The organism is Stenotrophomonas sp. EMP41, from assembly GCF_047495535.1.
Lineage (GTDB): Bacteria > Pseudomonadota > Gammaproteobacteria > Xanthomonadales > Xanthomonadaceae > Stenotrophomonas > Stenotrophomonas sepilia.
Genome location: NZ_CP179923.1, coordinates 179,160 through 204,337, shown reverse-complemented (window position 1 = coordinate 204,337; position 25,178 = coordinate 179,160). Strand labels below are relative to the sequence as shown.

The following is a 25,178-nucleotide window of genomic DNA, read 5'->3' as shown; positions in this document are numbered from 1 at the left end:
CATGGAAACCAAAGCCAACTACGTGCTGATCGGCGCGTTCACCCTGATCACCGGCCTGGCCCTGCTGGCCTTCGGCCTGTGGGCGGCCAAGTACTCCTCCGACCGCACCTGGCAGGAGTACCGCGTGGTGTTTCGCGAAGCGGTGACCGGCCTGTCGGTGGGCAGCCCGGTGCAGTACAACGGCATCGCGGTGGGCTCGATCACCGAACTGAACCTGGTGCCGGACGACCCGCGCCAGGTGGTTGCGCGCATCCGCCTGAACTCCAACACGCCGGTCAAGACCGATACCCGCGCCAAGCTGGCGATCACCAGCCTGACCGGCCCGTCGATCATCCAGCTCAGCGGCGGCACGCCGCAGTCGCCGGCGCTGACCACGGTCAACAAGGATCCGGCACCGATCATCCCGACCACGCCCTCGGCGCTGCAGAACATCACCGACGTCGCCAACCGCATCGTCGAGCGCATGGACCAGATCCTCAGCGACCGCAACGTGGCCTCGATCAACGCGACGCTCGCCAACCTGGAGACGATCAGCGGCGGCCTGGCCGACCGTGACCAGGGCACGCAGGCGCTGCTGCTCAGCGCGCGCGATGCCGCCCGCAGCCTGGACACCACGCTGAAGACCACCAACGGCACCATCGAGCGCCTGGACAAGAATCTTGTGCAGCAGCTGCCCGGCATCATCGACAAGCTCGACGCGACCCTGGCCAAGCTCGATTCGGCCGCCGGCAACGCCGATTCGATCCTTGGCGAGAACCGCGCCGCGATCAACAGCTTCGCCAACGATGGCCTCGGCCAGCTGGGCCCGACGCTGACCGAACTGCGTGGCCTGATCCGCGACCTGCGCCGGGTCAGCGACCGCCTCGAGAACAACCCCGCGCGCTACCTGCTGGGCCGCGACGCACCGAAGGAGTTCGAACCCAAATGAGCCCGACCACCCTTCCGCGCCTGCTGCTGGCCGCTTCGATGGTCACCCTGCTGGGTGGCTGCTCCATCCTCGGCAGCAGCGAGAAAACCGCGGTGACGCTGTACTCGCCGTCCGTGCAGGTCAAGGCGGACCCGGCGTGGCCGCAGGCCAGCTGGCAGCTGGTGCTGGCCAAGCCCAGCGCCGCGCGCATGGTCGACAGCCCGCGCATCAATGTGCGCCCGACACCATCCCAGCTTGAGATCTACAAGGGGGCCAGCTGGGCGCAGCCGGCCACCGACATGATCGAGGACACTTTGCTGCGTGGCTTCGAGGATTCCGGCCGCATCCGCGGCGTGGCCCGCAGCACTGCCGGCATCCGCGCCGACTACAAGCTGTCCACCGACGTGCGCCGCTTCGAATCAGATTACCAGGGGCAGGCCACGCCGACCGTGGTGATCGAGGTCAACGCCAAGCTGATCCACGTCGCCGACCAGCGCGTGGTGGCCGACCGTACCTTCCGCCAGGCGCAGCCGGTCGGCAGCACCGATGTGCCGGCGGTGACCGCGGCGTTCGAGCGCGGCCTGCAGCAGCTGGCACAGGATGTGGTGGGCTGGACGCTGGTGAGCGGGCAGAACGACGCCACGGCGGCCAAGCGCTGACGCGTCGCAGGGGTCAGAGCCCTTCCCCGACGGGAAAGGGATCTGACCCCTTCTTCGTCACCGCGGCGTAATCCAGCGGAACGTCAGGTTGATCCGTTCACCCTGCACCCGTGCCATCTTCGGAAGCGCGTGCTGGTAGAACCTCTGCGTCTGCCCCGCCATTACCAGCAGATCGCCATGGCCGAGCAGGTACTCGGCCTTGCGCGCCGTATCGTCGCGTCGGCGCAGCAGGAAACGCCGCGCGGCGCCCAGGCTCAGCGACGCGATCACCGGGGCCGGTCCCAGCTCCGGCTCGTCATCGCTGTGCCAGCCCATGGAGTCACCCCCGCTGCGATAGCGGTTCAGCAGCACGCTGTTGAAGCGGCCGTGGCCTTCGGCCTGCAGGCGCTCGCGCACGGCCTGCAACACGGGCGGCCACGGATGCGGCACGAACTCGGCACCGGAATAGCGGTAGCGGGCCTGCGGATCGCCGATCCAGCAGCTCAGTCGCGGCGAATCCACCCAGTTGCCGAACATCCGGATGCGGTGGACCTCCCACGGCACGTCGGCCTGCAGCGCCCCCATGAGCCGGTCGGCGTCGGCAGCGGCCAGCCAGCCCGGCAGGTGCTGGACGTCGGCGTCGGGCAGGTCGTGGGGGAACAGCATGGAGCCGCCGGACTGGAAGGGGACAGAGGGGAGCATGCCTGATTTGCCCCGTTCAGGTGCACGCGGGAGAATGGCCCAATGCCCCTGCCACACCAATCCATGCACCTGATGCCTCGCTGTCCACTTCTGCCCCGCCGCTACGGGAGCCTGCCATGAATCCGGCACGCTATCTCGAAGCCGCACGGCGATCGGTACAACGCCATGGCGGCGGCATCGCAGGGCTGGGATTGGTGCTGTTGCGGGCTCTGAAAGTCATTCGTGCCATGGGCGTGCGCGGCTTCATCGCGCGCCTGCGCTCGGCCGGTGCAGTCCGCACCCGTGCCTGCGAGCCTTTCGATGCGCCTCCCCTGCCAGCACCAGTGCCCCTGGAGCAGCTGCAGCTGCGTACAGGCGTGATGGCCCACGTGTTCTACCCCGACCTGATCGACGAGTTTGCCGCCACACTCGGGCGCATGCCGCTGCGCTTCACCCTGCTGGTCTCGGTCATGGATGACAGGGCCGCGGTCAGCGCACGCGAAGCATTCGGCCGCCTCCACAACGTGGAGGATCTGGTCATCCGCCAGGTTGAGAACCGTGGCCGCGACATTGCACCACTCGTGGTGACCTTCCGGGAGGAAATCCTCGCACTCGACCTTGTGTGCCACATCCACACCAAGAAGTCGCTCTACACCGGCAGTGAGCAGGAGCAGTGGCGTCGCTACCTGCTGGACAGCCTGCTCGGCTCGCCTGAGCGCATCGCTTGGCTCGTGGGCATTTTCCAGGCCGACCAGAGGTTGGGCCTGGTCTATCCGGAAAGTTACCCGGGTGTACCGCTGTGGGCGCACACATGGTTGAGCAATGGGGCCGCCTGCGAAGCCCTTGCACAGCAGCTGGGGATCTCCCTGGATGCGCAGCGCTACATTGATTTTCCCGCCGGCTCGATGTTCTGGGCGCGGGTGGATGCATTGCGACCGCTATACGAGCTGAACCTTCCACTGAGCGCGTTCCCGCCCGAGCGGGGACAGGTGGATGGCACCCTGCAGCACGCCGTTGAACGACTATTCGGCGTCATCACCCGCCACCAGGGATTTCGCCTCGGCATCCTGCCGCCCGATGGCACCCTGGCATTGGCTGCCGAAGGCGAGCGCAACGTCGGCGAGGCACTGCAGACCCGCTTGGCCGACCGCGTGACGCTGGCGTCACTCGAAGCGCGCCTGGTTACGGTCGATATCTTCGATACGCTGGTCACCCGCGCCTTCCTGACACCGTCCGCCGCGCGCGACCATCTGGCCTGGCGACTCCATCGGCAGTGGGGCATCAGCGATTTCGCCCGGCATCGCGCCGATGCGGAAAGCAGCCTGCGAGAGCGCTTGCAGCGCGATCCCACCCTGACGGAAATCCATACCGAGCTGGCTGCGCGCCTGTCGCTGCCGGGCGTGGACGCGGACATGCTGGCCGATGCCGAACGGGCGCATGAGCGTGCCGTGCTCAGCCCGCGGCAAGGCGTGCTGGCAGCGCTTGCGCACGCCCAGCTGACGCCACTCACCGCGTTCTCCGACATGTACCTGTCCGGCGATGACATGCGCCAGGTCCTGCCCGACGAGGTGCAGCAGCGTATCTCGCGCTGGTGGATTTCGTGCGAGACCGGCCTGCGCAAGGACGCCACGGGCAGCTGGAAGCAGCTGGCACAGCGGGAGGGCCGTGATGACGGTCTCTGGCTGCATATCGGCGACAACGAACACGCCGACGTCCAGATGCCACAACTGGCCGGGCTGCTCACGCCCGTGCACGTCCTGCGCCCGTCAGCACTGCTGGACGTGGTGCCCGGCCTGCGCCCGCTTCGCCACCCATCGGGCGCGCAGGCACCGTGGCCGGAGCAGCTCTGGCGCGGCCTGCTGGCCAATGGTTTCGCCACCCTCGCCGACACCTCACCACAACGCCTGCTCGGCCGTCCCCAGCTCGATGGGCGCATGCTCGGCCATGCCGTACTCGGACCGCTCGTGCTGGATTTCCTGCTGCATGCCGTCAGCGTCGCCCACGCTCATGACGTTGACCACCTGTTGTTCCTGAGCCGCGAGGGCTATCTGCTGGAGCAGGCATTCACCCGTCTGCAACGCGCACATCCGGCCGCAGCCACGTTGAAGGGCAGCTATTTCCTGGCTTCGCGCCGGGGCACGCTGCTGCCTGCATTGTTCACCACTGCCGATCTGCCACTCATCGTGCAGGGCACGTTCAATGGGTCGCTGCGTGGCCTGCTGCAGGCCCGGCTGGGTGATGAGGCCGCGACCCGGATCGCAACGCTGCAGCCTGGTCTGATAGAGCGCGACGTGTTCTTGCCGGAGATGGCAGGCGACGTGCTGCACTGGCTGGAACCAGCAGCCGATGCGCTGCTGGCGCTGGCTGACCAGCAACGGCAGAGCTACCGCGCCTACTGCGCACGAATGATAGGAACCTCTACACCGATGGTGGTGGATGTCGGCTACTCCGGCAGCATCCAGCGCAATCTGGCACGCCTGCTCGACAGACCCTTGGGGGGGGTCTACATGGCGCTTCGCGCCGGCGCCAGTGCGCTGGCAGACCATGGCTGGGCCGAAGCGCGGTATTTCGATGGCCGTAGCGGCAGCAGCGAGGACGACTCGATCATCCTTGCCAATGATCTGCTGCTGGAATCACTGCTGGCGGCGCCTCAGGGACAGTTCAACGGCTTCGCAGGAAGTCCCGACGAGCCTGCTTTCGGACCGATGGAACTGACTGCACAGGCCGTATCCACACTCGCTGACGTCCACGCCGGGGCCTTGGCCTTCATCGACGAGGCCTGCACCGCGATCGGCCAGGACATCGCCGGGTTGAACCTGGACGCCGAAGGCGTCCAAGTGCCACTGCATTGCCTGGGAAGTGGCCGCTGGAATGCCGATCAGGCGCTTGCCCAGCTGGCCACCGAGGACGCATTCACCGGCCGAGGCACGGTCAGCGCAGCAACGCCGGGTTAACGGCGGAACGCGACGCCGGTCTTTTCCTCCAGTTCTTGATCGCTGACACCCGGCGCGGCCTCCACCAGCAGCAGGCCCTTGTCAGTCACGTCGAACACGGCCAGATCTGTGATGATCCGGTCGACCACGCCCACGCCAGTCAACGGCAGCGTGCATTCGGCCAGGATCTTGTGCTCGCCGTTCTTGGCGGTGTGCTCCATCAGTACCACCACGCGCTGCACGCCGGCGACCAGGTCCATCGCGCCGCCCATGCCCTTGACCATCTTGCCGGGCACCATCCAGTTGGCCAGATCGCCCTTGTCGGTGACCTGCATGGCGCCGAGGATGGCCAGATTGACGTGACCACCGCGGATCATCGCGAAGCTGTCGTGGCTGCCGAAGTAGCTGGCACCCGCACGTGCGGTGACCGTCTGCTTGCCGGCGTTGATCAGGTCGGCGTCGACCTCGGCGTCGGTCGGGAACGGGCCAATGCCGAGCAGGCCGTTCTCCGACTGCAGCCACACATCCACGCCGTCGGGAATGTGGTTGGCGACCAGGGTCGGCAGGCCGATGCCAAGGTTCACGTAGGCGCCATCGGTCAGTTCCTGGGCGGCACGGGCCGCCATTTCATCGCGGGTCCACGCCATGTCAGTTGCCCTCCGCGCGGATGGTGCGCTGTTCGATTCGCTTCTCAGGATGCGCGTTGTGCACGATGCGGTGCACATAGATGCCCGGCAGGTGAACCTGGTCCGGATCAATCGCACCGACCGGCACCACGTCCTCCACTTCCACGATGCAGACCTTGCCGGCCATCGCGCAGGCCGGGTTGAAGTTGCGCGCGGTCTTGCGGAACACCAGGTTGCCAGCCTCGTCGGCCTTCCAGGCCTTGACCAGCGCCACGTCGGCGCGCAGCGCGGTCTCCATCACGTAGTGCTTGCCGTCGAACTCGCGGGTTTCCTTGCCCTCGGCCACCACCGTGCCGTAGCCGGTGGCGGTGAAGAACGCCGGAATACCCGCGCCACCGGCACGCAAGCGCTCGGCCAGCGTGCCCTGCGGGTTGAACTCCAGTTCCAGCTCGCCGGCCAGGAACTGCCGCTCGAATTCCTTGTTCTCGCCCACGTAGGACGAAATCATCTTCTTGATCTGCCGCGTTTCCAGCAGCTGGCCCAGCCCGAAGCCATCGACGCCGGCATTGTTGGAGATCACGGTCAGGCCCTTGACGCCACTGTCGCGCAGCGCAGCGATCAGCGCCTCGGGAATGCCGCACAGGCCAAAGCCGCCCACGGCCAGGGTCTGCCCATCGGCGACCACCCCCTGCAGGGCCTCCGCCGCACTGGCGAAGCGCTTGCCGCGCTTTCCGCCGGAAGTCGATTGCTGCATTGCTGTAGTACCCTGCGAATGGATAAGCGCATTCTAGCCGCAGGCCTGCATCCGGCGGGTTTGCGGCGCAGCAAACCGCGCGGATGCAGCGGCCCGGGGCCGGGATGCCGCTTTCTGGCCCACGACCCAACGCGGATACAATGGTCGATCCCGCCGCGTCAGCCCGCGAACGATGCCCCCAGCGCCTCCTGCCCCCTCCCCTGCAGCCCACGACCGCGCCCTGTGCGTGGACCTGGATGGCACGCTGCTGGACACGGACCTCCTGTATGAGTCACTGCTGGTGCTGTTGGCGCGCAATCCGTTGTACCTGTTCCTGCTGCCGTTCTGGCTGCTGCAGGGCAAGGCCGCACTGAAGCGGCAGATCGCTACACGCGCCACCGTCGATCCATGCCACCTGCCGTACAACCCAAAGGTACTGCAACTGCTGCGCGACACGCCGCAGCGCCCGCGGGTGCTGTGTACCGCCTCGGACCAGCTGCTGGTCGCGCCGATCGCCGCACATCTGGGCCTGTTTGAACAGGTCATCGCCAGCGACGGCCAGCGCAACCTGTCCGGCCCCAACAAGGCGCAGGCCCTGGTGGATGCGTTTGGCGAGCGCGGTTTCGACTACGCCGGCAATGGCACGGTCGACCTGGCAGTCTGGGCACGCGCCGCAGGCGCCTGGGTGGTCAACAACGGCAGCGCACTGGCGGGCGCCGCAGCGCAACGCACGCAGGTACTGGGGCACTGGCCTGCACCGTCCAGGCGGCAGGCGTGGTTGAAGGCGCTGCGTCCGCACCAGTGGCTGAAGAACCTGCTGGTGTTCGTTCCGCTGTTGACCGCCCACCGCTTCCTGGAAGCACCGGCAGTGACCGATGCGCTGCTGGCCTTTGCGGCCTTCAGCCTGTGCGCCTCCGGCGTCTATGTCCTCAACGACCTGCTCGACCTTGATGCAGATCGCCGGCATCCGCGCAAGCGCCATCGCCCTTTTGCTGCCGGTCGCTTGCCGCTGCTGCACGGCCTGGTTGCGGGCCCGCTGCTGACGCTGTGCGGGCTGGCCGTTGCGCTGGCCTGCAGCCCGGCATTCGCCGCAGTGCTGGCGGGCTACTACGCGCTGACCGTCGCCTACTCGTTGCGCCTGAAGCGCATCGTCATGCTCGACGTGGTGCTGCTGGCCAGCCTCTACACCCTGCGCATCATCGGCGGAACCGTGGCCATCGGTGCGGAACTGTCGTTCTGGCTGCTGGCCTTCAGCATGTTCATTTTCCTCTCGCTGGCACTGCTCAAGCGCTATACCGAACTGCACGCGGTGCTGGCACGTGGCAAGACCCGCGCCAACGGCCGTGGCTACGGCGTGGAAGACCTGCCGCTGCTGCAGTCGCTGGGCTCGGCCGCCGGCTACTGCGCCGTCCTGGTGATGGCGCTGTACATCAACAGCCCCGATAGCGTGGAGCTGTACCGCAACCCGAAGCTGCTGTGGTTCATCTGCCCGGTCCTGCTGTACTGGGTCAGCCGCGCCTGGGTGATCGCGCATCGCGGCAACATGCACGATGACCCGATCGTGTTTGCCGCCACGGATCGGCCCAGCCAGGTGGTGGCCGTGCTGTGCGCCGGGTTTGCCCTGGTGGCGATCTGATGCGGGCCGACGCGCATTCCTGGGGGCGATATCCGCGCGCGCCACAGTCGCTGGTCAGGGTGCACGATCGGCTCGCCACGCTGCCAACCTTCGAGGGCACTGCGTTGCCGCATGGTAACGGACGCAGCTATGGCGACAGCTGCCAGAATCCGGGGGCCACCCTGCTGGACTGTCGCGGTCTGGACCGCTTCATCGCCTTTGACCCGACCAGCGGACGGCTGCACTGCGAAGCTGGCGTCACCCTGGGTGAGATCATCGCGCTCGTTCTGCCGCAAGGCTGGTTCCTGCCGGTTACCCCAGGCACGCGTCACGTCACCGTGGGCGGTGCGATCGGCAATGATGTGCATGGCAAGAATCATCATCTGGCCGGCAGCTTCGGTCACCACGTGCTGTCCTTGGAGCTGCTGCGCAGCGACGGCGAACGCCGCGTGTGCCGGCCTGGCGATGGCGACGGTTGGTTCGAAGCAACCGTCGGTGGGCTTGGCCTGACCGGACTGGTCACCCATGCCGAGTTGCAGCTGCGCCGCGTGCCGGGCAGCAGCCTTGAGGTGGAGAACATCCGTTTCTCCAGCCTGGCCGACTTCTTCGCATTGTCACAGGACAGCAGCGAAAGCCATGAGTACAGTGTGGCGTGGATCGACTGCCTGGCACGTGGCCGCGCCCTCGGCCGCGGGCATTTCACCCGTGCCAACCATGCCGTGCAACCGGTCGACGAACGCCCGGCCACGCCCCGCCGGCAGTGGAAGATGCCGCTGACGCCCCCGATATCACTGGTCAACCGGCTCACCCTGCGCCCGTTCAATACGCTCTATTACCGGCGCCAGCCGGCGCAACGCCGACGCCAGGTCTCTCACCTGCTGCCCTTTTTCTATCCGCTCGATGGCATCAGCCAGTGGAACCGGATGTATGGTCCGGCCGGCTTCGTGCAGTACCAGTGCGTGCTGCCACCGCACGCGGCCGCAGATGGAGCTCCCGCCCTGTTGCAGGAAATCGCCCGCAGTGGCCAGGGTTCGTTCCTGGCGGTGCTCAAGCAGTTCGGCACGCGGCCATCGCTTGGCATGTTGTCCTTCCCGCGCCCGGGTACCACCCTGGCCCTGGATTTCCCCAACACCGGCGAGGCGTTGTGGGCACTGCTGCAGCGCCTGGACCAGATCGTCGATGCCGCGGGCGGTGCCCAGTACCCGGCCAAGGATGCGCGGATGACCGCCGCCTCGTTCCAGCAGGCGTACCCGCGCTGGCGGGACTTCAGCCGATTCATCGATCCACGTTTCTCGTCCGGCTTCTGGCGCCGGGTCACGGAGTAAGCATGCAGAACGTCCTCATCATCGGCGCCACCTCCGCGATCGCCGAAGCCGTCGCACGGCGTTACGCCGCACGCGGCGCGGCGCTGTTCCTGGTCGCTCGCCGTTCCGAACGGCTCGCCGCCATCGCCGACGACCTGCGCGTGCGCGGTGCACGCGCCACGCACGCTTCTTCGATGGACATCAACGATCTGGCCGCCCACGCCGAGCTGCTGGCGCAGGCCTGGCAGGCGCTGGGACGGGTGGATGTGGTGCTGGTTGCACATGGCACGCTGCCCGACCAGGCAGCGTGTGAGGCCTCGGTGGAAGCCTGCATGGCCGAGTTCGCCACCAATGGCACCTCCACCCTGGCCCTGCTGGGGCCTGTGGCCAATCGGCTGGCCGACGCCGGCAGCGGCGCGCTGGCGGTGATCACTTCGGTGGCCGGTGACCGCGGCCGCCAGAGCAACTACGTCTACGGCGCCGCCAAGGCTGCGGTCAGCACCTACCTCAGTGGCCTGCGCCAACGCCTGGCCAAGCAGGGTGTGGCGGTGGTCGACATCCGCCCCGGCTTCGTCGACACGCCGATGACGGCCCACCTGCGCAAGGGCCCATTGTGGGCAACGCCGGACCAGGTCGCACGCCGCATCGTCGCCGGCATCGGCCGCGGTACCCCGGTGCTGTATGCCCCGGGCTTCTGGCGGTTGATCATGACGGTGATCCGCCTGCTGCCGCAGGCCCTCTTCAACAGGATCTCGCTGTGAGCACTGCAATGGACTCCGTGCTGGAGCAGAAGATCATCATTCCCGGTGGTGCCGGCCTGGTCGGCCAGAACCTGGTCGCCATCCTCAGGCGCCAGGGCTATCGCCGGCTGGTGGTGATCGACAAGCACGCTGCCAATCTCGGGGTGCTCGCGCGTCTGCATCCGGATGTGGTGACCGAACACGCCGACCTCGCCGAACCTGGCGCCTGGGAGCGCCATTTCGCCGGTGCCGACGCCGTGGTGATGCTGCAGGCGCAGATCGGCGGCACCGATCCGCTGCCATTCGTGCGCAACAACATCACTGCCACCGACCTCATCCTGGATGCCATCGAGCGCCACGCCGTGCCCTACACGGTGCACGTCAGCTCCTCGGTGGTCTGTTCGGTGGCCGATGACGACTACACCCGCACCAAGCGTGAGCAGGAGCAACGGGTCGCCGCGCGCGGCATTCCATCGGTCATCCTGCGCCCGACCCTGATGTTCGGCTGGTTCGACCGAAAGCACCTGGGATGGCTGTCGCGCTTCATGCGCAGGGTTCCGGTATTCCCGATTCCCGGCGATGGCCGCTACATGCGCCAGCCACTGTATGCCGGCGATTTCGCCACCATCATCGCCAGCTGCCTGCGTTCGCGCATTGCGGGTCAGCGCTACAACATCACCGGCCTGGAGAAGGTCGACTACATCGACATCATCCGCCAGATCAAGCGCAGCACGCGTGCCCGCACCCTGCTGCTGCACATCCCCTACCGCCTGTTCCGCCTGCTGCTGAGGACCTGGGCGCTGTTCGACCGCGACCCACCATTCACCGCAGCGCAGCTGCAGGCGCTGGTGGCCCATGATGAGTTCGAAGTCATCGACTGGCCTTCGATCTTCAACGTAAGGCCGACGCCCTTCGCGCAGGCCATCGACGCCACCTTCAACGACCCTGAGTACGGCGACATCGCCCTGGAGTTCTGATCATGAGCGAGCGCATCGCCGTTCTCGGCGCCGGCCCCATGGGTCTTGCTGTGGCTTACCAGCTGGCCCGCGACGGCCATCAGCCCGTGGTGTTCGAAGCCGATGACCGCGTTGGCGGAATGACCGCGAGCTTCGACTTCGGCGGCATGCCGATCGAGCGCTACTACCACTTCCATTGCACCTCCGATCACGATTTCCTGGCCGTACTCGACGAGTTGGGGCTGGGCGAACGCATGCGCTGGACCGAGACCCGCATGGGCTACTGGTTCGGCAAGCGCCTGCAGCCGTGGGGCAACCCGATCGCCCTGCTGCGCTTCAGGGGCCTGGGGCTGATGGCCAAGATCCGTTACGGCCTGCATGCTTTCGTGTGCACGCGCCGCAACGACTGGCGCCCGCTGGACCACGTTGAAGCCTCGTCCTGGATCCGCCGCTGGGTTGGCGCCGAAGCCTATGAAACGCTGTGGCGCCGGTTGTTCGACTACAAGTTCTACGACTATGCCGGCAACCTGTCCGCGGCCTGGATCTGGAGCCGGATCCGGCGCATCGGGCGCTCCCGTTACAGCCTGATGCGCGAAAAGCTCGGGTATCTGGAAGGCGGTTCATCCACCCTGCTCGATGCCCTGCACGCGGACATCCAGCGCCATGGTGGCGAGGTGCGGCTGTCCAGCCCGGTGCAACGCATCGTGATCGAGGAAGGCCGCGTGCGGGGCGTCCAGGTCGGCGGCGAGCATCTGCCCTTCGACAAGGTCATTTCCACGGTACCGCTGCCGTTCGTGCCACGCCTGGCGCCGGACCTGCCGGAGGCGATCCTGGCGACGTTCCGCGCACTGAACAACATCGCCGTGGTCTGCGTGATCGCCAAGCTGCGCAGGCCGGTCTCGGCCAATTTCTGGGTCAACACCAACGACCCGGACATGGACATCCCCGGCATCGTCGAATACACCAACCTGCGCCCTATGGATGCGCATATCGTCTACGTGCCGTTCTACATGCCCGGCGAGCACGAGCGTTATGGCGACAGCGACGACGTGTTCGCCGACAAGGTCCGCCGCTACCTGTGCATGATCAATCCGCAGTTGGGCGCGGATGACTTCATCGACGTGCGGGTCAGCCGCTACCGCCACGCGCAGCCGATCTGCGAGCCGGGCTTCCTGGACCGGCTGCCGCCGCGCCGGCTGCCGGTGGAAGGACTGTGGGTGGCCGATACCTCGCACTACTACCCCGAAGACCGCGGCATCTCCGAGAGTATCGGCTTCGGGCGTGCCATGGCCCGCGAGGCGGTGGCGTGACCCTGTCCCGCCCGTTCCTGCTGTTCCTGCTGGCCGGCGGCATCGCTGCGCTGGCCAACATCCTGTCGCGCATGCTGTACAGCCACTGGATGCCGTTCACACCGGCGATCATGGCCGCCTACCTCACCGGCATGGTCACCGCCTTCGTGCTGACCCGCTGGTTGGTGTTTTCCGGCAGCACCCGGCCCCTGCACCACTCGGCGTTCTACTTCGTGCTGGTCAACCTGTTCGCGGTGGCCCAGACCTGGCTGGTTTCCACCGTGCTGGCCTACCACCTGCTGCCATGGCTGGGCGTGGACGTGCTGCGCCTGGAGATCGCCCACGTGGTGGGCGTGGCGGTGCCGGTGGTGTCCAGCTACTTCGGCCACAAGTACCTGTCGTTCCGATGACTGCTCCCGGGGTGCCGTTTGCGGAAAACGCTTCCCACACATCCATGGCCGTAAACTAAGGCGCTGACCTCACCCAGGATCCCGATCAATGCCCCTGCCCGCCTTCAAGGCCTATGACATCCGCGGCCGCGTGCCGGAAGAACTGAACGAAGATCTGGCCCGCCGCATCGGTGTGGCGCTGGCGGCGCAGCTTGCGCCGGGCCCGGTGGTACTGGGCCATGACGTGCGCCTGACCAGCCCCGCGCTGCAGGATGCACTGGCCGCAGGCCTGCGCGGTACAGGGCGCGAGGTGATCGACATCGGCCTGTGTGGCACGGAAGAAGTCTATTTCCAGACCGACCACCTGGGCGCGGCCGGCGGCGTGATGGTCACCGCCAGCCACAACCCGATGGACTACAACGGCATGAAGCTGGTCAAGGAGAACGCACGCCCGATCAGCTCCGATACTGGCCTGTTCGCGATTTCCGATGCGGCTGCCGCCGATACGTCCGCGGCGCAACCGCCGCGTGCCGCGCAGAGCGTCCAGCACGACAAGAGCGCGTACATCCAGCACCTGCTGAGCTATGTCGACACCGGCAAGCTGCGACCGCTGAAGCTGGTGGTCAACGCCGGCAACGGCGGCGCCGGTGCCATCGTCGATCTGCTGGCACCACACCTGCCGTTCGAGTTCATCCGCATCTGCCACGAGCCGGACGGCAGTTTCCCCAACGGCATTCCCAACCCGCTGCTACCGGAGAACCGCGCCGCCACCGCCGACGCCGTGCGCGATCACGGTGCCGATTTCGGCATTGCCTGGGACGGTGACTTCGACCGTTGCTTCTTCTTCGACCACACCGGCCGCTTCATCGAGGGCTACTACCTGGTCGGCCTGCTGGCCAAGGCGATCCTGGCGCGCAAGCCGGGCGGCAAGGTCGTGCATGACCCGCGCCTGGTCTGGAACACCGTGGACATGGTCGAGCAGGCCGGCGGTGTACCGGTGCAGTGCAAGAGCGGCCACGCTTTCATCAAGGAAAAGATGCGCGCCGAAGACGCGGTGTACGGCGGCGAGATGAGCGCCCACCACTACTTCCGCGAGTTCGCCTATGCAGACTCCGGCATGATCCCGTGGTTGCTGATCGCCCAGCTGGTTTCCGAAAGCGGGCGCTCGCTGGCCGACTGGGTCGAAGACCGCATGTCCGCCTATCCGTGCAGTGGCGAGATCAACTTCAAGGTGGCCGATGCCAAGGCCGCCGTCGCGCGCGTGATGGAGCATTTCGCGGCGCAGTCGCCCACCCTGGACCACACCGATGGCATCAGTGCCGACTTCGGCGACTGGCGCTTCAACCTGCGCAGCTCCAACACCGAGCCACTGCTGCGCCTGAATGTCGAAGCCCGGGGTGATGCCGCGCTGATGCAGGCGCGCACCGACGACATCTCCCGCCTCATCCAGCAGTAACCGAGGAACGCATGAGCAGCATCCAGCCCGTCATCCTGTCCGGTGGATCCGGTACCCGCCTGTGGCCGCTTTCGCGCGAGGCGTATCCGAAGCAGTTCCTGCCCTTGGCGGGTGAACTGACGATGCTGCAGGCCACCTGGAAGCGCGTGGCGCCGATCGCCGCGCGGGGGCCGCTGGTGATCGCCAACGAAGAGCACCGTTTCGTCGCCGCCGAGCAGCTGCAGCAGGTTGGCGCCGAGCCGGCCGCGATCATCCTCGAGCCGGTCGGCCGCAACACGGCCCCGGCGATCGCGGTGGCCGCGCTGGAGGCCACCCGCGACGGTGCCGACGCCCTGCTGCTGGTGCTGCCGTCTGATCACGTGATCACCAACGAGGCCGCCTTCCGCAGTGCGGTGCAGGCCGCAGCCGGTGCCGCCGAGGCCGGCAAGCTGGTGACCTTCGGTATCGTGCCGACCGGACCGGAAACCGGCTATGGCTACATCAAGGCCGCCGAGGGCCAGGGCCTGCGCGCCGTCGAGCGCTTCGTCGAGAAGCCCGACCTGGACACCGCGACCGGCTACGTCAGCAGCGGCCAGTATTACTGGAACAGTGGCATGTTCCTGTTCAAGGCCTCGCGCTACCTGCAGGAACTTGAACGCTTCCAGCCCGCGATGCTGGCTGGCAGCCGCCAGGCCTGGCAGCAGGCGCGCCGCGATGCCGACTTCACCCGCCTGGACAAGGACGCCTTCACTGCCGTTCCGTCCGATTCGATCGACTATGCAGTGATGGAGAAGACCGCCGATGCGGTGGTGATTCCACTGGATGCGGGCTGGAACGATGTCGGTTCGTGGACTGCGCTGCGCGATGTCTCGCAGCAGGACGGCGATGGCAACGCCCACCAGGGCGACGTGATCGCCATCGACTGCCGCAATACCTATGCCTACGGCCAGCGCCTGGTGGCCATGGTCGGCCTCGATGACGTGATCGTGGTCGAGACCGACGATGCGGTGCTGGTGGGCAAGGCCGACCGCATGCAGGAGGTCAAGACCGTGGTGGCACAGCTGAAGGCCGAAGGCCGCAGCGAGGCCACCTGGCATCGCAAGGTCTATCGCCCGTGGGGCGCCTACGATTCGATCGACAACGGCGAGCGCTTCCAGGTCAAGCGGATCACGGTCAAGCCCGGTGGCACGCTGAGCCTGCAGATGCACCACCATCGCGCCGAGCACTGGATCGTGGTCAGCGGCACCGCCGAAGTGACCCGTGGCGATGAAGTGATCCTGCTCAGCGAGAACCAGAGCACCTACATTCCGCTGGGCGTGACCCACCGCCTGCGCAATCCGGGCAAGCTGCCGCTGGAACTGATCGAAGTGCAGTCCGGCAGCTACCTCGGCGAGGATGACATCGTGCGCTTCGAGGATACCTACGGGCGCAGCTGAGGTTTGCCGGGGTCGGATCCGGTTGCTGCGCAGCGGGCTGTGACCCGTTCCTGATCGGCCCGGCCGCGCTGCGTCGCCGGGCATGGCCCGGCGCTACGGCCATCAGGCCAGCTCCGCCATCACCCGCTTCAGGCCGTCCTGCCAGGTTGGCAGCACGATGCCGAAATCCTGCTGCAGCTTGCGGTTGTCCAGCACCGACCAGGCCGGACGCTTGGCCGGGGTCGGATACTCGGAGCTGGGAATCGCCTCGACCGTCGGCACCTTGGCCAACACGCCGGTGGCCAACGCTTCGGCGAAGATCGCCTCGGCAAACCCATGCCAGCTGGTCTGGCCGCTGGCGGTCAGGTGCCAGGTCCCGGACAGCTGCCCTGGATGCTGCAACGCCTGCAAGGTGACATCGGCGATCAGCGCGGCCGGCGTCGGCGTACCGACCTGGTCGGCCACCACCCGCAACGCATCGCGCTCGGCGCCCACGCGCAGCATGGTGCGCAGGAAGTTCGCGCCATGCGATGCATACACCCATGCCGTGCGGAAGATCAAGTGGCGCCCGCCTGCGGCACGCACGGCATCCTCGCCGTCGCGCTTGCTGATGCCATACACGCCCAGCGGTGCAGTCGGCTCGTCCTCGCGATAGGGCGCGCTGCCCTGACCATCGAATACGTAGTCGGTGGAGTAATGCACGAACGGCACGCCGTGGGCCGCGCACCAGCGCGCGATCATGCCCGGCGCCTGCGCGTTGGCAGCGAAGGCCGCATCAGCGTCCTGCTCTGCGCGGTCAACGGCGGTGTAAGCGGCCGCATTGACCACCAGCGACGGCTGCACGCGGTCCAGCAGTGCCGGCAGGCTGTCGGGCTGGCCGAAATCGGCGGTTTCGCAGGCGCTGCCGTCGGGCAGCTGGCCGCTACGGGTGGTGGCAACCACTGCCCCCAGCGGGGCCAGCGCGCGCAGCAGCTCCTGGCCGACCTGGCCGTTGCCACCGAACACCAGCACGGTCATGGCACGTAGACCGGCAGGCGGTCTTCAGCAACGTCCTTCAGGAACGGCGCGTTCTCGTCCTTGGCCGACAACGTCGGGGCACTGATCGGCCAGTCCACGGCGATGTCAGCGTCGTTCCAGCGGATACCCGCATCGGCTTCCTTGACGTAGACATCCGTGCACAGATAGCTGAACAGAGCGCGCTCGGACAGCACGGCGAATCCGTGGGCGAAGCCTTCCGGAATCCAGAACTGCCGCCTGTTCTCAGCGCTCAGTACCACCGCTTCCCAACGCCCGAAGGTCGGCGAGCCGCGGCGGATATCCACGGCGACGTCGTAGACCTCGCCCTCCAGCACGGTCACCAGCTTGCCCTGCGGATGCGGCCACTGGTAATGCAGCCCGCGTAGTACGCCGCGCGCGGAGGATGAGACATTGCTCTGTACGAAATTGCCTGGCAATCCCTGTTCCTGGAAGCGCTCCGCATTCCAGGTTTCAAAGAAAAAACCGCGTTCATCGCCGAACACCGCCGGCTCGATGACCCGGCACCCCGGCAGTGACGTCTCGATCACTCTCACGGAACCACTCCGCGCTGGGCCAGCGTGTGCAGGTATTGGCCATAGGCGTTCTTGATCAGCGGCGCCGCCAATGCCTCCAGCTGCTCGGCACTGATCCAGCCCTTGCCGAACGCGATTTCTTCCGGGCAGCAGACCTGCAGGCCCTGGCGGGTCTGGATGGTCTCGATGAAGTTGGACGCCTCCAGCAGCGACTGATGGGTACCGGTGTCGAGCCAGGCGTAGCCACGGCCCAGGGCTTCCAGATGCAGGTTGCCTTCGGCCAGGTAGCGCTTGTTGAGATCGGTGATTTCCAGCTCACCACGCGGCGACGGCTTGAGTTCGGCCGCATGCGCGCTGGCATTGCCATCGTAGAAGTACAGGCCGGTCACTGCGTAATTCGAGCGCGGTTTCTCCGGCTTCTCGACCAGGTCGATGACCTTGCCACTCTTGTCGAACTCGGCCACGCCATAGCGCTCCGGGTCATTGACCCAGTAACCGAACACCGTGGAGCCTTCCACGCGCTCATCGGCGCGATTGAGCACGTCGCGCAGGCCGTGGCCGTGGAAGATGTTGTCGCCCAGCACGAGGCAGCTCGGCTTGCCGGCGACGAAATCACGGCCGATCAGGTAGGCCTGGGCCAGGCCGTCCGGACTCGGCTGCACCGCGTACTGGATGTCCATGCCCCACTGCGAGCCGTCGCCCAGCAGCTGCTGGAAAAGCGTCTGCTCGTGCGGAGTGTTGATGATCAGCACTTCGCGGATGCCCGCCAGCATCAGCACGCTGAGCGGGTAGTAGATCATCGGCTTGTCGTACACCGGCAGCAGCTGCTTGCTGACGCCCTTGGTGATCGGATACAGCCGGGTGCCGGAGCCACCAGCCAGAATGATGCCTTTACGCTGCGTCATGTCGTCTCCAGGATTCAGGCTGCGGTGCCGATGCGCTGCAGACGGTAGCTGCCGTCCAGCACGCCGTTGACCCAGTCCTGGTTGTCCAGGTACCAGTCGACGGTGAAGGCGATGCCCTGCTCGAACGTGTAGGCCGGTTCCCAGCCCAGATCGTTCTTCAGCTTGGACGCATCGATCGCATAGCGGCGGTCATGGCCGGGGCGGTCGGTGACATAGGTGATCTGGCTGCTGCGCGGCTGGCCGTCCGCGCGCGGGCGGCGCTGGTCCAGCAACGCGCAGATGGCCTGCACTACTTCGATGTTCTGCTTTTCCGAATTGCCGCCGACGTTGTAGGTCTCGCCGACCTGGCCCTTGGCCAGCACGGTGCGGATCGCTTCGCAGTGATCGGACACGAACAGCCAGTCGCGCACCTGCTTGCCATCGCCGTACACCGGCAGCGGCTCGCCGGCCAGCGCCTTGGCGATCACCAGCGGGATCAGCTTCTCGGGGAAGTGGTACGGGCCGTAGTTGTTGGAGCAATTGGTGGTCAGTACCGGCAGCCCGTAGGTGTGGTGGAAGGCACGCACCAGGTGGTCCGAAGCGGCCTTCGACGCCGAATACGGGGAATTCGGGGCGTATGGCGTGGTTTCGCTGAACTTGCCGGTCTCGCCCAGGGTGCCATACACCTCATCGGTGGACACGTGCAGGAAGCGGAAGGCCGCGCCCTGCTCGGCCGGCAGCGCCTTCCAGTAATCACGCACGGCTTCCAGCAGGCCCAGGGTGCCCACCACGTTGGTCTGGATGAAGGCACCCGGGCCATCGATGGAGCGATCGACGTGGCTCTCGGCGGCAAAATTCAGCACCGCGTCCGGCCGGTGTTCGGCCAGCAGGCGGGTCACCAGAGCGCTGTCGCCGATGTCACCCTGCACGAATACGTGGTTCGGGTTGCCGTCCAGGCTGGACAGGGTCTTCAGGTTGCCGGCGTAGGTCAGCGCGTCGAGGTTGATGACCTTGACGCCGCGTGCGACGGCCTCGAGAACGAAGTTACCGCCAATGAATCCGGCACCGCCGGTGACAAGCCATGTGGGCACTACCTGTTCTCCTGATCTAAATTCATCCAAGGGGGCGCTACCAAGCACCCAGCACAGCAGCACAGGATACATGTGGTTCGTCTTCACGACTGCCTGCGCGACGTGAACGGCGCCTCGAATCGGACAAGCCATGCCGCATCGCAACATAACCATACGCATTCGCATGGTCGTCTCAAGCCAGCTAGAATCGGGATCCCACCCCCGAACCGGTCGCTGTGCCAGGACCGGACGTTCTCCCCGTTATTGAAGGACCCCGTACCAGATGAAAATCCTCGTCGCGTACAAGCGCGTGGTGGACTACAACGTCCGCATTCAGGTCAAGCCGGACGGTTCCGGCGTGGTCACCGACGGCGTCAAGCTGTCCCCCAATCCCTTCGATGAAATCGCCCTGGAAGAAGCCCTGCGCCTGCGCGACAAGGGCATCGCCAGCGAGGTCGTGGTCGCCACCATTGCTCCGGCCGACGCCCAGGCGCACCTGCGCAACGGCCTGGCCATGGGTGCAAACCGTGCCATCCACGTCATCACCGACCAGGCCATCCAGCCGCTGACCGCCGCACGCACCCTGCTCAAGCTGATCGAGAAGGAACAGCCGGACCTGGTGATCCTGGGCAAGCAGGCCATCGACGACGACGCGAACCAGACCGGCCAGATGCTGGCCACGCTGTGGGGCCGTCCGCAGGCGACCTTCGCCAGCAAGCTGGACATTGCCGACGGCAAGGCCACGGTGACCCGCGAAGTCGACGCCGGCCTGGAAACGCTGGAAGTGGACCTGCCGGCCGTGGTCACCACCGACCTGCGCCTGAACGAGCCGCGCTTCATCAAGCTGCCGGACATCATGAAGGCCAAGGCCAAGCCGCTGGAGACCCTGCAGCTGGCCGACCTCGGCGTTGAAGCCGCCGATACCTTCAAGACCACCCAATACGCCGCACCGTCCAAGCGCAGCAAGGGTGTGATGGTCAAGGACGCGGCCGAACTGGTGGCCGCACTCAAGCAGAAGGGGCTGCTGTAATGAGCAAGATTCTCGTCATCGCCGAACACCACGACGGCAAGCTCAACGCCGCCACCGCCAAGACTGTCAGCGCCGCCGCCGCCATCAGCGGTGCCAGCGTCGATGTAGTGGTGCTGGCCTCCGATCCGGCCGCCGTCGCCGCCGAGGCCGCGAAGATCAGTGGCGTCGCCAAGGTCCTGACCGTGGCCAACGCTGCCAACGCGCAGGCCATCGCCCAGGTGCTGGCGCCGCAGATCGCGCAGCTGGCCGAGGGCTACACCCACGTGTTCGGCCCGTCGACCACCTTCGGCAAGGACCTGATTCCGTGCGTGGCCGCGCTGCTGGGCGTCAACCAGGTCTCCGACCTGATGACCGTTGAAGGCAGCCATACCTTCAAGCGCCCGATCTACGCCGGCAACGCGATCATCACCGTGGAAGTCCCGGCCGACCAGATCGTGGTCGCCACCGTGCGTGCTGCCTCGTGGCCGGAAGCCGCCCAGGGCGGCAGCGCCGCCATCGAAGCAGCCAGCGTCGATGCTGTCCTGCCGACCCACACCCGCTTCGTCGGCCTCGCCGCAGGTGCCAGCGACCGCCCGGACCTGCAGAGCGCCAAGCGCGTGGTCTCCGGTGGCCGCGGCGTCGGTTCTGAAGAGAACTTCAAGGTGATCTTCCAGCTGGCCGACAAGCTCGGTGCCGCCGTCGGTGCCTCGCGTGCCGCGGTCGATGCCGGCTACGTGCCCAGCGACCTGCAGGTGGGCCAGACCGGCAAGATCATCGCCCCGGAGCTGTATGTGGCGGTGGGCATCAGCGGTGCGATCCAGCATCTGACCGGCATCAAGGACGCCGGTACGATCGTCGCGATCAACAAGGATCCGGATTCGCCGATCTTTGAGATTGCCGATATTGGGTTGGTGGGGGATCTGTTTGCGATCCTGCCGGAGCTGGAAGCGGCGCTTTAATATCCTACAAAGACTCAACTGATATGGCCCGGTGCAACATGTACCGGGCCTTTTTCTTGGGCGACGTGTGAATCAGTATCCATTGTCACGCTGCGGTGCAAGCACCCATACCAGATGCCTGTCGATGATGAGCCATTCTGGAATCTGGTTACGGCCCGAGAGCTCCGCCTCGACCCGATCACAGAGGGCTGGCTGGCATGGAGTGGTGTAGATACCAAATTCCTTGAATAGATAGTTACGCAACGCCCTGTTTCCATGCAGCCACCTCATGGAAGCATTCGAACGGACGTCTCCAAACATGATGACGTCGTCGTACTTCCCTGCATTGGCGGCCTGCACCCGTGCCAAGGTGTTGCCCAACGCATTCATCGCTGGATACACGGTGCGCGTGTTCGCGTATATGGCGTTCCAGCTGGACATGCCGACCATGACCAATGGTATCGCCAGCAACAGACCATAGACATTGGTGCGCCTTTCATGGACAAGAAACACCACAGGAAGACACAGAAGCAACCACAACCAGAGCGTTGAGCGAAGCGGGATCCCTACGCCGGAAAGGATCGATAGGGAAGCATCAATGCCCAGCAGGATCACTCCGTAAAAGAGAGCGGCCATGCACTGGCGAACATGGATGCGGCACAACAGGCAGAGCGCCATACCGATGCCGCCTGCCAGTAGCGCCGGCCAGATCCCCCTAAGCAGCGTGAAATACTGTACATAGCGGCTCACATTCACCGACAACGCCCCTCCGTGCAGCAGTGGAGTCGCGTCACGCCAGGCAGCGGGCCTGATGCCGAAGTTGCCGTGGAAAATGTAGTTCAAGCAGAAAACCAGCAGAACCGCGCAAACGAAAGCCAGCGCATATACAACTGCGCCCATCAGAATGCTCCTGCGCGTACCTGTACAGGCCGCGGCATACATCAACAGGAACAAAGGTCCGAATGATGGATAGAAGAAAAACCCGGCGACCACCGAAACCGCCATTACCAATCGGCGCCGCCCGTCCTCGCGCGCCCGCAGCATGGCGATGCAGCCCAGCAGCGTCACCGCTACACCAGTGACTTGGGTGACGGGCCACTTGGCCGTATCGGCAGTCATCGGAGCAATGAAGAACAGCAGCGCGGCAAAGATGCCCGCCCGAGCTGACACAACACGTGTCATCACCAGGCACATGGCCGAAAACAGCACCAGGTAGATTCCAAATGCCGAGTAAGTGTTGAGGTGGTGACTCACCTGCGACCAGATAAAGTTCCCCCAACGCCCTTCCGAACCAGCCTTGCTCAGCGGAGTTTCAAAACCCTGGTCGAAACCCTTCAAAAGCCAATCGTATTCATCATGCGCAACAAAAGGTGCCGTTAGCTGACCTAGACTGTACATTCCCAGCAGGATCAGTGCGGCGTAGAGCAGGTAGTTCCTGTCCCAGCGCGCAAATGCCACTTCGCAGTAGTGCTTCAGCGAATTCAATCAACACCTCTTGTCCGCGCTCGCGGCCACCAACCCCATGCCCGGGCATGCCATTTGACATGCCGCCTGATCATTCGTGCGCTGCCGTGCAGGGCACAGTCTTCAGCCCTATACTACCCGACTGAGTGAATCCAGCTCTATATCGGAATGGCCATGGCCACCAACACAGCGACTGACGACCCGGCGGGCCAGATCGATCTTTCCATCGTCGTCCCGGCCTACCGCAGCGAGAAGACCCTGGCCGCGCTCGTTGCGGCTATCGACGCCGCCATCGGTGGGCGCTATTCGCTGGAGTTGATCCTTGTCAACGACAGAAGCCCGGACGACTCCTGGAAGGTGGCAAGCGAGTTGGCAACCACCCATAGCTGGGTGCGGGCGGTGAACCTGCGCAAGAACGTGGGCCAGCACATGGCGATCTTCGCCGGGCTGCGTGAATGCCGGGGCCGAGTGATCGTTACCATGGATGATGACCTGCAGCACGCCCCGTCTGACATTCCGACGTTGGTCGAGGCACTTGATGCCGAACATGACGTCTGCTACGGCACCTTCAAGGGCCGCAAGCACGCGGCATGGAAGATCCTCGGGAGCCGCTTCAATGACCGCGTTGCGACCTGGCTGCTGCAGAAGCCTAAGGGCCTGTATCTTTCTCCGTTCAAGGCAATGAAGCGCGGGGTGCGCAACGAAATCATCCAGTTCCGGGGGCCAGCTATTTATCTGGATGGCTTGATCCTGTCGGCAACCTCACGGATCACCACGCGAATGGTCGGGCACCACGCCCGTGAAGACGGTACTTCCGGTTACAGCCTGAAGAAGTCGATCTCGCTGTGGCTGAAGATGGCGACCAGTTTTTCAGTGGCCCCGCTGCGAATGGCATCCCTCACCGGCATGGCGATGTCCGCAGCGGGCTTCCTGTCCGCAGCCTTCATCGTGGTGCATAAGTTATTGGATCCCGGTGTTGCCGTTGGCTGGTCATCGCTTATCGTCGCCATTCTGATCATGGGCGGCGTGCAATTATTGGCATTGGGTGCCATCGGCGAGTACGTGGGCCGCATCCTCCTCAACTTCACCACCCCCACTCAGTACTCAGTGGCGGAACGGGTCAATCCGGGCACGGATCCAGCCCCATGAACATGCTTCAAGCCAAGGAACTGGCCGGCAAGCTGATCAGGTTTGGAGCGGTGGGCGGAACCAGTACCGTGTTGTTTGCTGTGCTGACCTGGCTCCTGGTGGACAAGACCGGCATGCATCCGGTGCTCGCAACGGTGGTCGCGTACCTGCTCCTGCTAGCGCCCAATTTTGCGGCCCACAAGTACTTTACCTTTGGATCCAAAGGCGAAGTCGCCAGTGAGTCGCGAAAGTTCCTGGTTGTCCACGGTCTGAACATCGGCCTGTCAGCGGGAGGCATGGCCGCCATTTCCCACGCCCAACTGGATTACCGCTGGGGCATCCTCTTCTCTGCGGTTGCGGTTCCGGTGATAGTGTTCATCGTGATGAACTTCTGGGTATTCCGGGTTCCGCCGAAGCACTGACGGCTTCGGCAGGACCTCAGGTTTTGGCAGTGGGAATGGCCTGCTGCCAGCGCCACGCATCGGCGCAGATGTCTGCAAGCGACTTCTCAGCCCGCCAGTTCAATACCTTGTTGGCCAACGAAGGGTCTGCCCAGCACTGACCGATGTCACCTGCACGGCGCCCCTGCCGCTGGTAGGGGATCGGGCGCCCCACCACCGCAGAGAACGTATCGATCAGTTCGAGAACGGAGTATCCGCGCCCGGTGCCAAGATTCAGGATCAACTCACGGTCCGATCCCTCCGCCAATGCGTACAGCGCCGCAACATGAGCCTTGGCCAGGTCCACCACGTGAATGTAATCACGGACGCCGGTGCCATCCGGCGTATCGTAGTCGTCGCCGAAGACACGGATGTAGTCGCGTTGTCCGGCTGCGGTCTGGGTGATGTACGGAGCTAGATTGTTGGGCACGCCGCGCGGCAGCTCGCCAATCAGGCCGCTCGGGTGTGCGCCCACGGGATTGAAGTAGCGGAGAATCGCAGCGCCCAGCGTTGATCCCGGCGTCGCCACGCAGTCTCGGATCAGCCACTCACCGATGAGCTTGGTCCGTCCATAGGGATTGCCGGGCTCCACTGCTGCGCTTTCTGGCACCGGGCAGGTCTCGGGTTGGCCGTACACCGTGGCAGAAGAGCTGAAGACAATACGCCTGCAGCCCACCTGCTGCATTGCATCAAGCAGCGTTGCGGTGCCTCCCACGTTTACATCGTAGTAGCGAGCCGGCAGCTCGGTGCTTTCAGATACCGACTTCAGCGCCGCGAAGTGAATCACTGCGTCGGGCATGAAATCCCGCAAGACCTCCAGCAATGCATCACGATCACGGATGTCCAGCTCATCCAGGGCGAGCGCCTTGCCTGTGATGCGCTCGATACGCTCCACAATCCAGCGTTCGCTGTTGCAGAAATTCTCCACCACGTGCACATCATGGCCCGCAGCGACCAGCTCTACCACGGTATGCGAACCCACAAAGCCGGCACCGCCGGTAACCAGCACCTTCATTTCACTTCCTTGCTGTCTG

General features: G+C 65.3%; 24 protein-coding genes. 15 read left to right on the top strand and 9 right to left on the bottom strand.

Annotation, left to right across the window (positions count from 1 at the left end; genetic code table 11):
* Window position 1: 1 nt before the first annotated feature.
* A complete protein-coding gene (locus tag ACMGRF_RS00935; protein ID WP_049416832.1) occupies window positions 2-928 on the top strand; it encodes an MlaD family protein in 927 nt (308 codons plus the stop codon).
* Window positions 925-1,566, top strand: coding sequence for an ABC-type transport auxiliary lipoprotein family protein (locus ACMGRF_RS00930; RefSeq protein ID WP_049416834.1), 642 nt, complete (start codon window positions 925-927; stop codon window positions 1,564-1,566). The genes ACMGRF_RS00935 and ACMGRF_RS00930 overlap by 4 nt, the downstream gene beginning before the upstream one ends.
* A 57-nt stretch (window positions 1,567-1,623) precedes the next feature.
* Here ACMGRF_RS00930 and ACMGRF_RS00925 read toward each other — a convergent pair whose 3' ends face one another.
* Window positions 1,624-2,211: an alpha-ketoglutarate-dependent dioxygenase AlkB family protein gene (locus ACMGRF_RS00925; RefSeq protein WP_100477523.1), complete on the bottom strand. Its 588-nt coding sequence runs from the start codon at window positions 2,209-2,211 to the stop codon at window positions 1,624-1,626.
* A gap of 152 nt (window positions 2,212-2,363) precedes the next feature.
* On the opposite strand from ACMGRF_RS00925, the gene ACMGRF_RS00920 reads away from it, so the two are divergent.
* Complete coding sequence (locus ACMGRF_RS00920; protein ID WP_414485561.1) at window positions 2,364-5,180, top strand: rhamnan synthesis F family protein; 2,817 nt, start codon at window positions 2,364-2,366, stop codon at window positions 5,178-5,180.
* Here the strand turns inward: ACMGRF_RS00920 and ACMGRF_RS00915 are convergent.
* Both ACMGRF_RS00915 and ACMGRF_RS00910 read right to left on the bottom strand, forming a co-directional pair.
* Window positions 5,177-5,806: a CoA transferase subunit B gene (locus ACMGRF_RS00915; RefSeq protein WP_100477521.1), complete on the bottom strand. Its 630-nt coding sequence runs from the start codon at window positions 5,804-5,806 to the stop codon at window positions 5,177-5,179. The genes ACMGRF_RS00920 and ACMGRF_RS00915 overlap by 4 nt on opposite strands.
* Before the next feature lies 1 nt (window position 5,807).
* Window positions 5,808-6,539 carry a CoA transferase subunit A gene (locus tag ACMGRF_RS00910; RefSeq protein WP_049416840.1) on the bottom strand — a complete coding sequence of 244 codons (732 nt, stop codon included), beginning with the start codon at window positions 6,537-6,539 and terminating at the stop codon, window positions 5,808-5,810.
* A 226-nt stretch (window positions 6,540-6,765) separates the two neighbouring features.
* Here ACMGRF_RS00910 and ACMGRF_RS00905 point away from each other — a divergent pair, with 226 nt between their 5' ends.
* From ACMGRF_RS00905 to ACMGRF_RS00870, 8 genes are all read left to right on the top strand, one after another.
* Complete coding sequence (locus ACMGRF_RS00905) at window positions 6,766-8,154, top strand: UbiA family prenyltransferase (protein ID WP_414485902.1); 1,389 nt, start codon at window positions 6,766-6,768, stop codon at window positions 8,152-8,154.
* Entirely contained in the window at window positions 8,154-9,458 is a 1,305-nt protein-coding gene (locus tag ACMGRF_RS00900) for an FAD-binding oxidoreductase (protein ID WP_414485560.1), read from the top strand. Before ACMGRF_RS00905 ends, ACMGRF_RS00900 begins: the two co-directional genes overlap by 1 nt.
* 2 nt (window positions 9,459-9,460) lie before the next feature.
* Window positions 9,461-10,198 carry an SDR family oxidoreductase gene (locus tag ACMGRF_RS00895; RefSeq protein WP_049440700.1) on the top strand — a complete coding sequence of 246 codons (738 nt, stop codon included), beginning with the start codon at window positions 9,461-9,463 and terminating at the stop codon, window positions 10,196-10,198.
* 8 nt (window positions 10,199-10,206) lie between these two features.
* Window positions 10,207-11,154, top strand: a complete 948-nt coding sequence (locus tag ACMGRF_RS00890; protein WP_198994656.1) for an NAD-dependent epimerase/dehydratase family protein — start codon at window positions 10,207-10,209, stop codon at window positions 11,152-11,154.
* A gap of 2 nt (window positions 11,155-11,156) precedes the next feature.
* On the top strand, window positions 11,157-12,443 hold the full coding sequence (locus ACMGRF_RS00885) for an NAD(P)/FAD-dependent oxidoreductase (protein ID WP_099495418.1): 1,287 nt from the start codon (window positions 11,157-11,159) through the stop codon (window positions 12,441-12,443).
* The gene (locus tag ACMGRF_RS00880; protein ID WP_099495417.1) at window positions 12,440-12,832 is read left to right on the top strand and encodes a GtrA family protein; all 393 of its coding nucleotides are present in this window, start codon (window positions 12,440-12,442) and stop codon (window positions 12,830-12,832) included. Before ACMGRF_RS00885 ends, ACMGRF_RS00880 begins: the two co-directional genes overlap by 4 nt.
* Window positions 12,833-12,920: 88 nt before the next feature.
* Window positions 12,921-14,267, top strand: coding sequence for a phosphomannomutase (locus tag ACMGRF_RS00875; RefSeq protein WP_414485559.1), 1,347 nt, complete (start codon window positions 12,921-12,923; stop codon window positions 14,265-14,267).
* A gap of 11 nt (window positions 14,268-14,278) precedes the next feature.
* Entirely contained in the window at window positions 14,279-15,682 is a 1,404-nt protein-coding gene (locus ACMGRF_RS00870) for a mannose-1-phosphate guanylyltransferase/mannose-6-phosphate isomerase (protein ID WP_414485558.1), read from the top strand.
* Between the two features lie 102 nt (window positions 15,683-15,784).
* On the opposite strand, the gene rfbD is transcribed toward ACMGRF_RS00870, so the two are convergent.
* The 4 genes from rfbD to rfbB are packed head-to-tail and all read right to left on the bottom strand — an operon-like array spanning window position 15,785 to window position 19,186.
* Entirely contained in the window at window positions 15,785-16,678 is an 894-nt protein-coding gene (gene rfbD, locus ACMGRF_RS00865; protein WP_414485557.1) for a dTDP-4-dehydrorhamnose reductase, read from the bottom strand.
* Entirely contained in the window at window positions 16,675-17,232 is a 558-nt protein-coding gene (gene rfbC, locus ACMGRF_RS00860; RefSeq protein WP_262223530.1) for a dTDP-4-dehydrorhamnose 3,5-epimerase, read from the bottom strand. Before rfbC ends, rfbD begins: the two co-directional genes overlap by 4 nt.
* Window positions 17,229-18,116, bottom strand: coding sequence for a glucose-1-phosphate thymidylyltransferase RfbA (gene rfbA / locus ACMGRF_RS00855; RefSeq protein WP_099495416.1), 888 nt, complete (start codon window positions 18,114-18,116; stop codon window positions 17,229-17,231). The genes rfbC and rfbA overlap by 4 nt, the downstream gene beginning before the upstream one ends.
* Before the next feature lie 14 nt (window positions 18,117-18,130).
* Window positions 18,131-19,186, bottom strand: a complete 1,056-nt coding sequence (rfbB, locus tag ACMGRF_RS00850) for a dTDP-glucose 4,6-dehydratase (protein ID WP_099486273.1) — start codon at window positions 19,184-19,186, stop codon at window positions 18,131-18,133.
* A gap of 262 nt (window positions 19,187-19,448) precedes the next feature.
* Between rfbB and ACMGRF_RS00845 the strand changes: the two genes are divergently transcribed.
* Window positions 19,449-20,195: an electron transfer flavoprotein subunit beta/FixA family protein gene (locus tag ACMGRF_RS00845; protein ID WP_099486275.1), complete on the top strand. Its 747-nt coding sequence runs from the start codon at window positions 19,449-19,451 to the stop codon at window positions 20,193-20,195.
* Window positions 20,195-21,133 (top strand): electron transfer flavoprotein subunit alpha/FixB family protein, encoded by a 939-nt coding sequence (locus ACMGRF_RS00840; protein WP_414485556.1) that lies wholly within the window; start codon window positions 20,195-20,197, stop codon window positions 21,131-21,133. The genes ACMGRF_RS00845 and ACMGRF_RS00840 overlap by 1 nt, the downstream gene beginning before the upstream one ends.
* A gap of 72 nt (window positions 21,134-21,205) precedes the next feature.
* Here the strand turns inward: ACMGRF_RS00840 and ACMGRF_RS00835 are convergent, their stop codons facing one another.
* Window positions 21,206-22,597: a hypothetical protein gene (locus ACMGRF_RS00835; protein ID WP_414485555.1), complete on the bottom strand. Its 1,392-nt coding sequence runs from the start codon at window positions 22,595-22,597 to the stop codon at window positions 21,206-21,208.
* A gap of 153 nt (window positions 22,598-22,750) precedes the next feature.
* Here ACMGRF_RS00835 and ACMGRF_RS00830 point away from each other — a divergent pair, with 153 nt between their 5' ends.
* On the top strand, window positions 22,751-23,725 hold the full coding sequence (locus ACMGRF_RS00830; protein ID WP_111191294.1) for a glycosyltransferase family 2 protein: 975 nt from the start codon (window positions 22,751-22,753) through the stop codon (window positions 23,723-23,725).
* Window positions 23,722-24,126, top strand: coding sequence for a GtrA family protein (locus tag ACMGRF_RS00825; RefSeq protein WP_099486288.1), 405 nt, complete (start codon window positions 23,722-23,724; stop codon window positions 24,124-24,126). The genes ACMGRF_RS00830 and ACMGRF_RS00825 overlap by 4 nt, the downstream gene beginning before the upstream one ends.
* Window positions 24,127-24,142: 16 nt before the next feature.
* Here ACMGRF_RS00825 and galE read toward each other — a convergent pair whose 3' ends face one another.
* Entirely contained in the window at window positions 24,143-25,159 is a 1,017-nt protein-coding gene (gene galE, locus ACMGRF_RS00820) for a UDP-glucose 4-epimerase GalE (RefSeq protein WP_099486291.1), read from the bottom strand.
* Between the last annotated feature and the right edge of the window lie 19 nt (window positions 25,160-25,178).

Coding starts and splice junctions, on each gene's coding strand:
- rfbD (WP_414485557.1), bottom strand. CDS start 16,678: ATGACCGTGCTGGTGTTCGGTGGCAACGGCCAGGTCGGCCAGGAGCTG.
- ACMGRF_RS00915 (WP_100477521.1), bottom strand. CDS start 5,806: ATGGCGTGGACCCGCGATGAAATGGCGGCCCGTGCCGCCCAGGAACTG.
- ACMGRF_RS00930 (WP_049416834.1), top strand. CDS start 925: ATGAGCCCGACCACCCTTCCGCGCCTGCTGCTGGCCGCTTCGATGGTC.
- ACMGRF_RS00900 (WP_414485560.1), top strand. CDS start 8,154: ATGCGGGCCGACGCGCATTCCTGGGGGCGATATCCGCGCGCGCCACAG.
- ACMGRF_RS00910 (WP_049416840.1), bottom strand. CDS start 6,539: ATGCAGCAATCGACTTCCGGCGGAAAGCGCGGCAAGCGCTTCGCCAGT.
- ACMGRF_RS00885 (WP_099495418.1), top strand. CDS start 11,157: ATGAGCGAGCGCATCGCCGTTCTCGGCGCCGGCCCCATGGGTCTTGCT.
- ACMGRF_RS00920 (WP_414485561.1), top strand. CDS start 2,364: ATGAATCCGGCACGCTATCTCGAAGCCGCACGGCGATCGGTACAACGC.
- ACMGRF_RS00840 (WP_414485556.1), top strand. CDS start 20,195: ATGAGCAAGATTCTCGTCATCGCCGAACACCACGACGGCAAGCTCAAC.
- ACMGRF_RS00870 (WP_414485558.1), top strand. CDS start 14,279: ATGAGCAGCATCCAGCCCGTCATCCTGTCCGGTGGATCCGGTACCCGC.
- rfbA (WP_099495416.1), bottom strand. CDS start 18,116: ATGACGCAGCGTAAAGGCATCATTCTGGCTGGTGGCTCCGGCACCCGG.
- galE (WP_099486291.1), bottom strand. CDS start 25,159: ATGAAGGTGCTGGTTACCGGCGGTGCCGGCTTTGTGGGTTCGCATACC.
- ACMGRF_RS00825 (WP_099486288.1), top strand. CDS start 23,722: ATGAACATGCTTCAAGCCAAGGAACTGGCCGGCAAGCTGATCAGGTTT.
- ACMGRF_RS00875 (WP_414485559.1), top strand. CDS start 12,921: ATGCCCCTGCCCGCCTTCAAGGCCTATGACATCCGCGGCCGCGTGCCG.
- ACMGRF_RS00895 (WP_049440700.1), top strand. CDS start 9,461: ATGCAGAACGTCCTCATCATCGGCGCCACCTCCGCGATCGCCGAAGCC.
- ACMGRF_RS00830 (WP_111191294.1), top strand. CDS start 22,751: ATGGCCACCAACACAGCGACTGACGACCCGGCGGGCCAGATCGATCTT.
- ACMGRF_RS00890 (WP_198994656.1), top strand. CDS start 10,207: ATGGACTCCGTGCTGGAGCAGAAGATCATCATTCCCGGTGGTGCCGGC.
- ACMGRF_RS00935 (WP_049416832.1), top strand. CDS start 2: ATGGAAACCAAAGCCAACTACGTGCTGATCGGCGCGTTCACCCTGATC.
- ACMGRF_RS00925 (WP_100477523.1), bottom strand. CDS start 2,211: ATGCTGTTCCCCCACGACCTGCCCGACGCCGACGTCCAGCACCTGCCG.
- ACMGRF_RS00845 (WP_099486275.1), top strand. CDS start 19,449: ATGAAAATCCTCGTCGCGTACAAGCGCGTGGTGGACTACAACGTCCGC.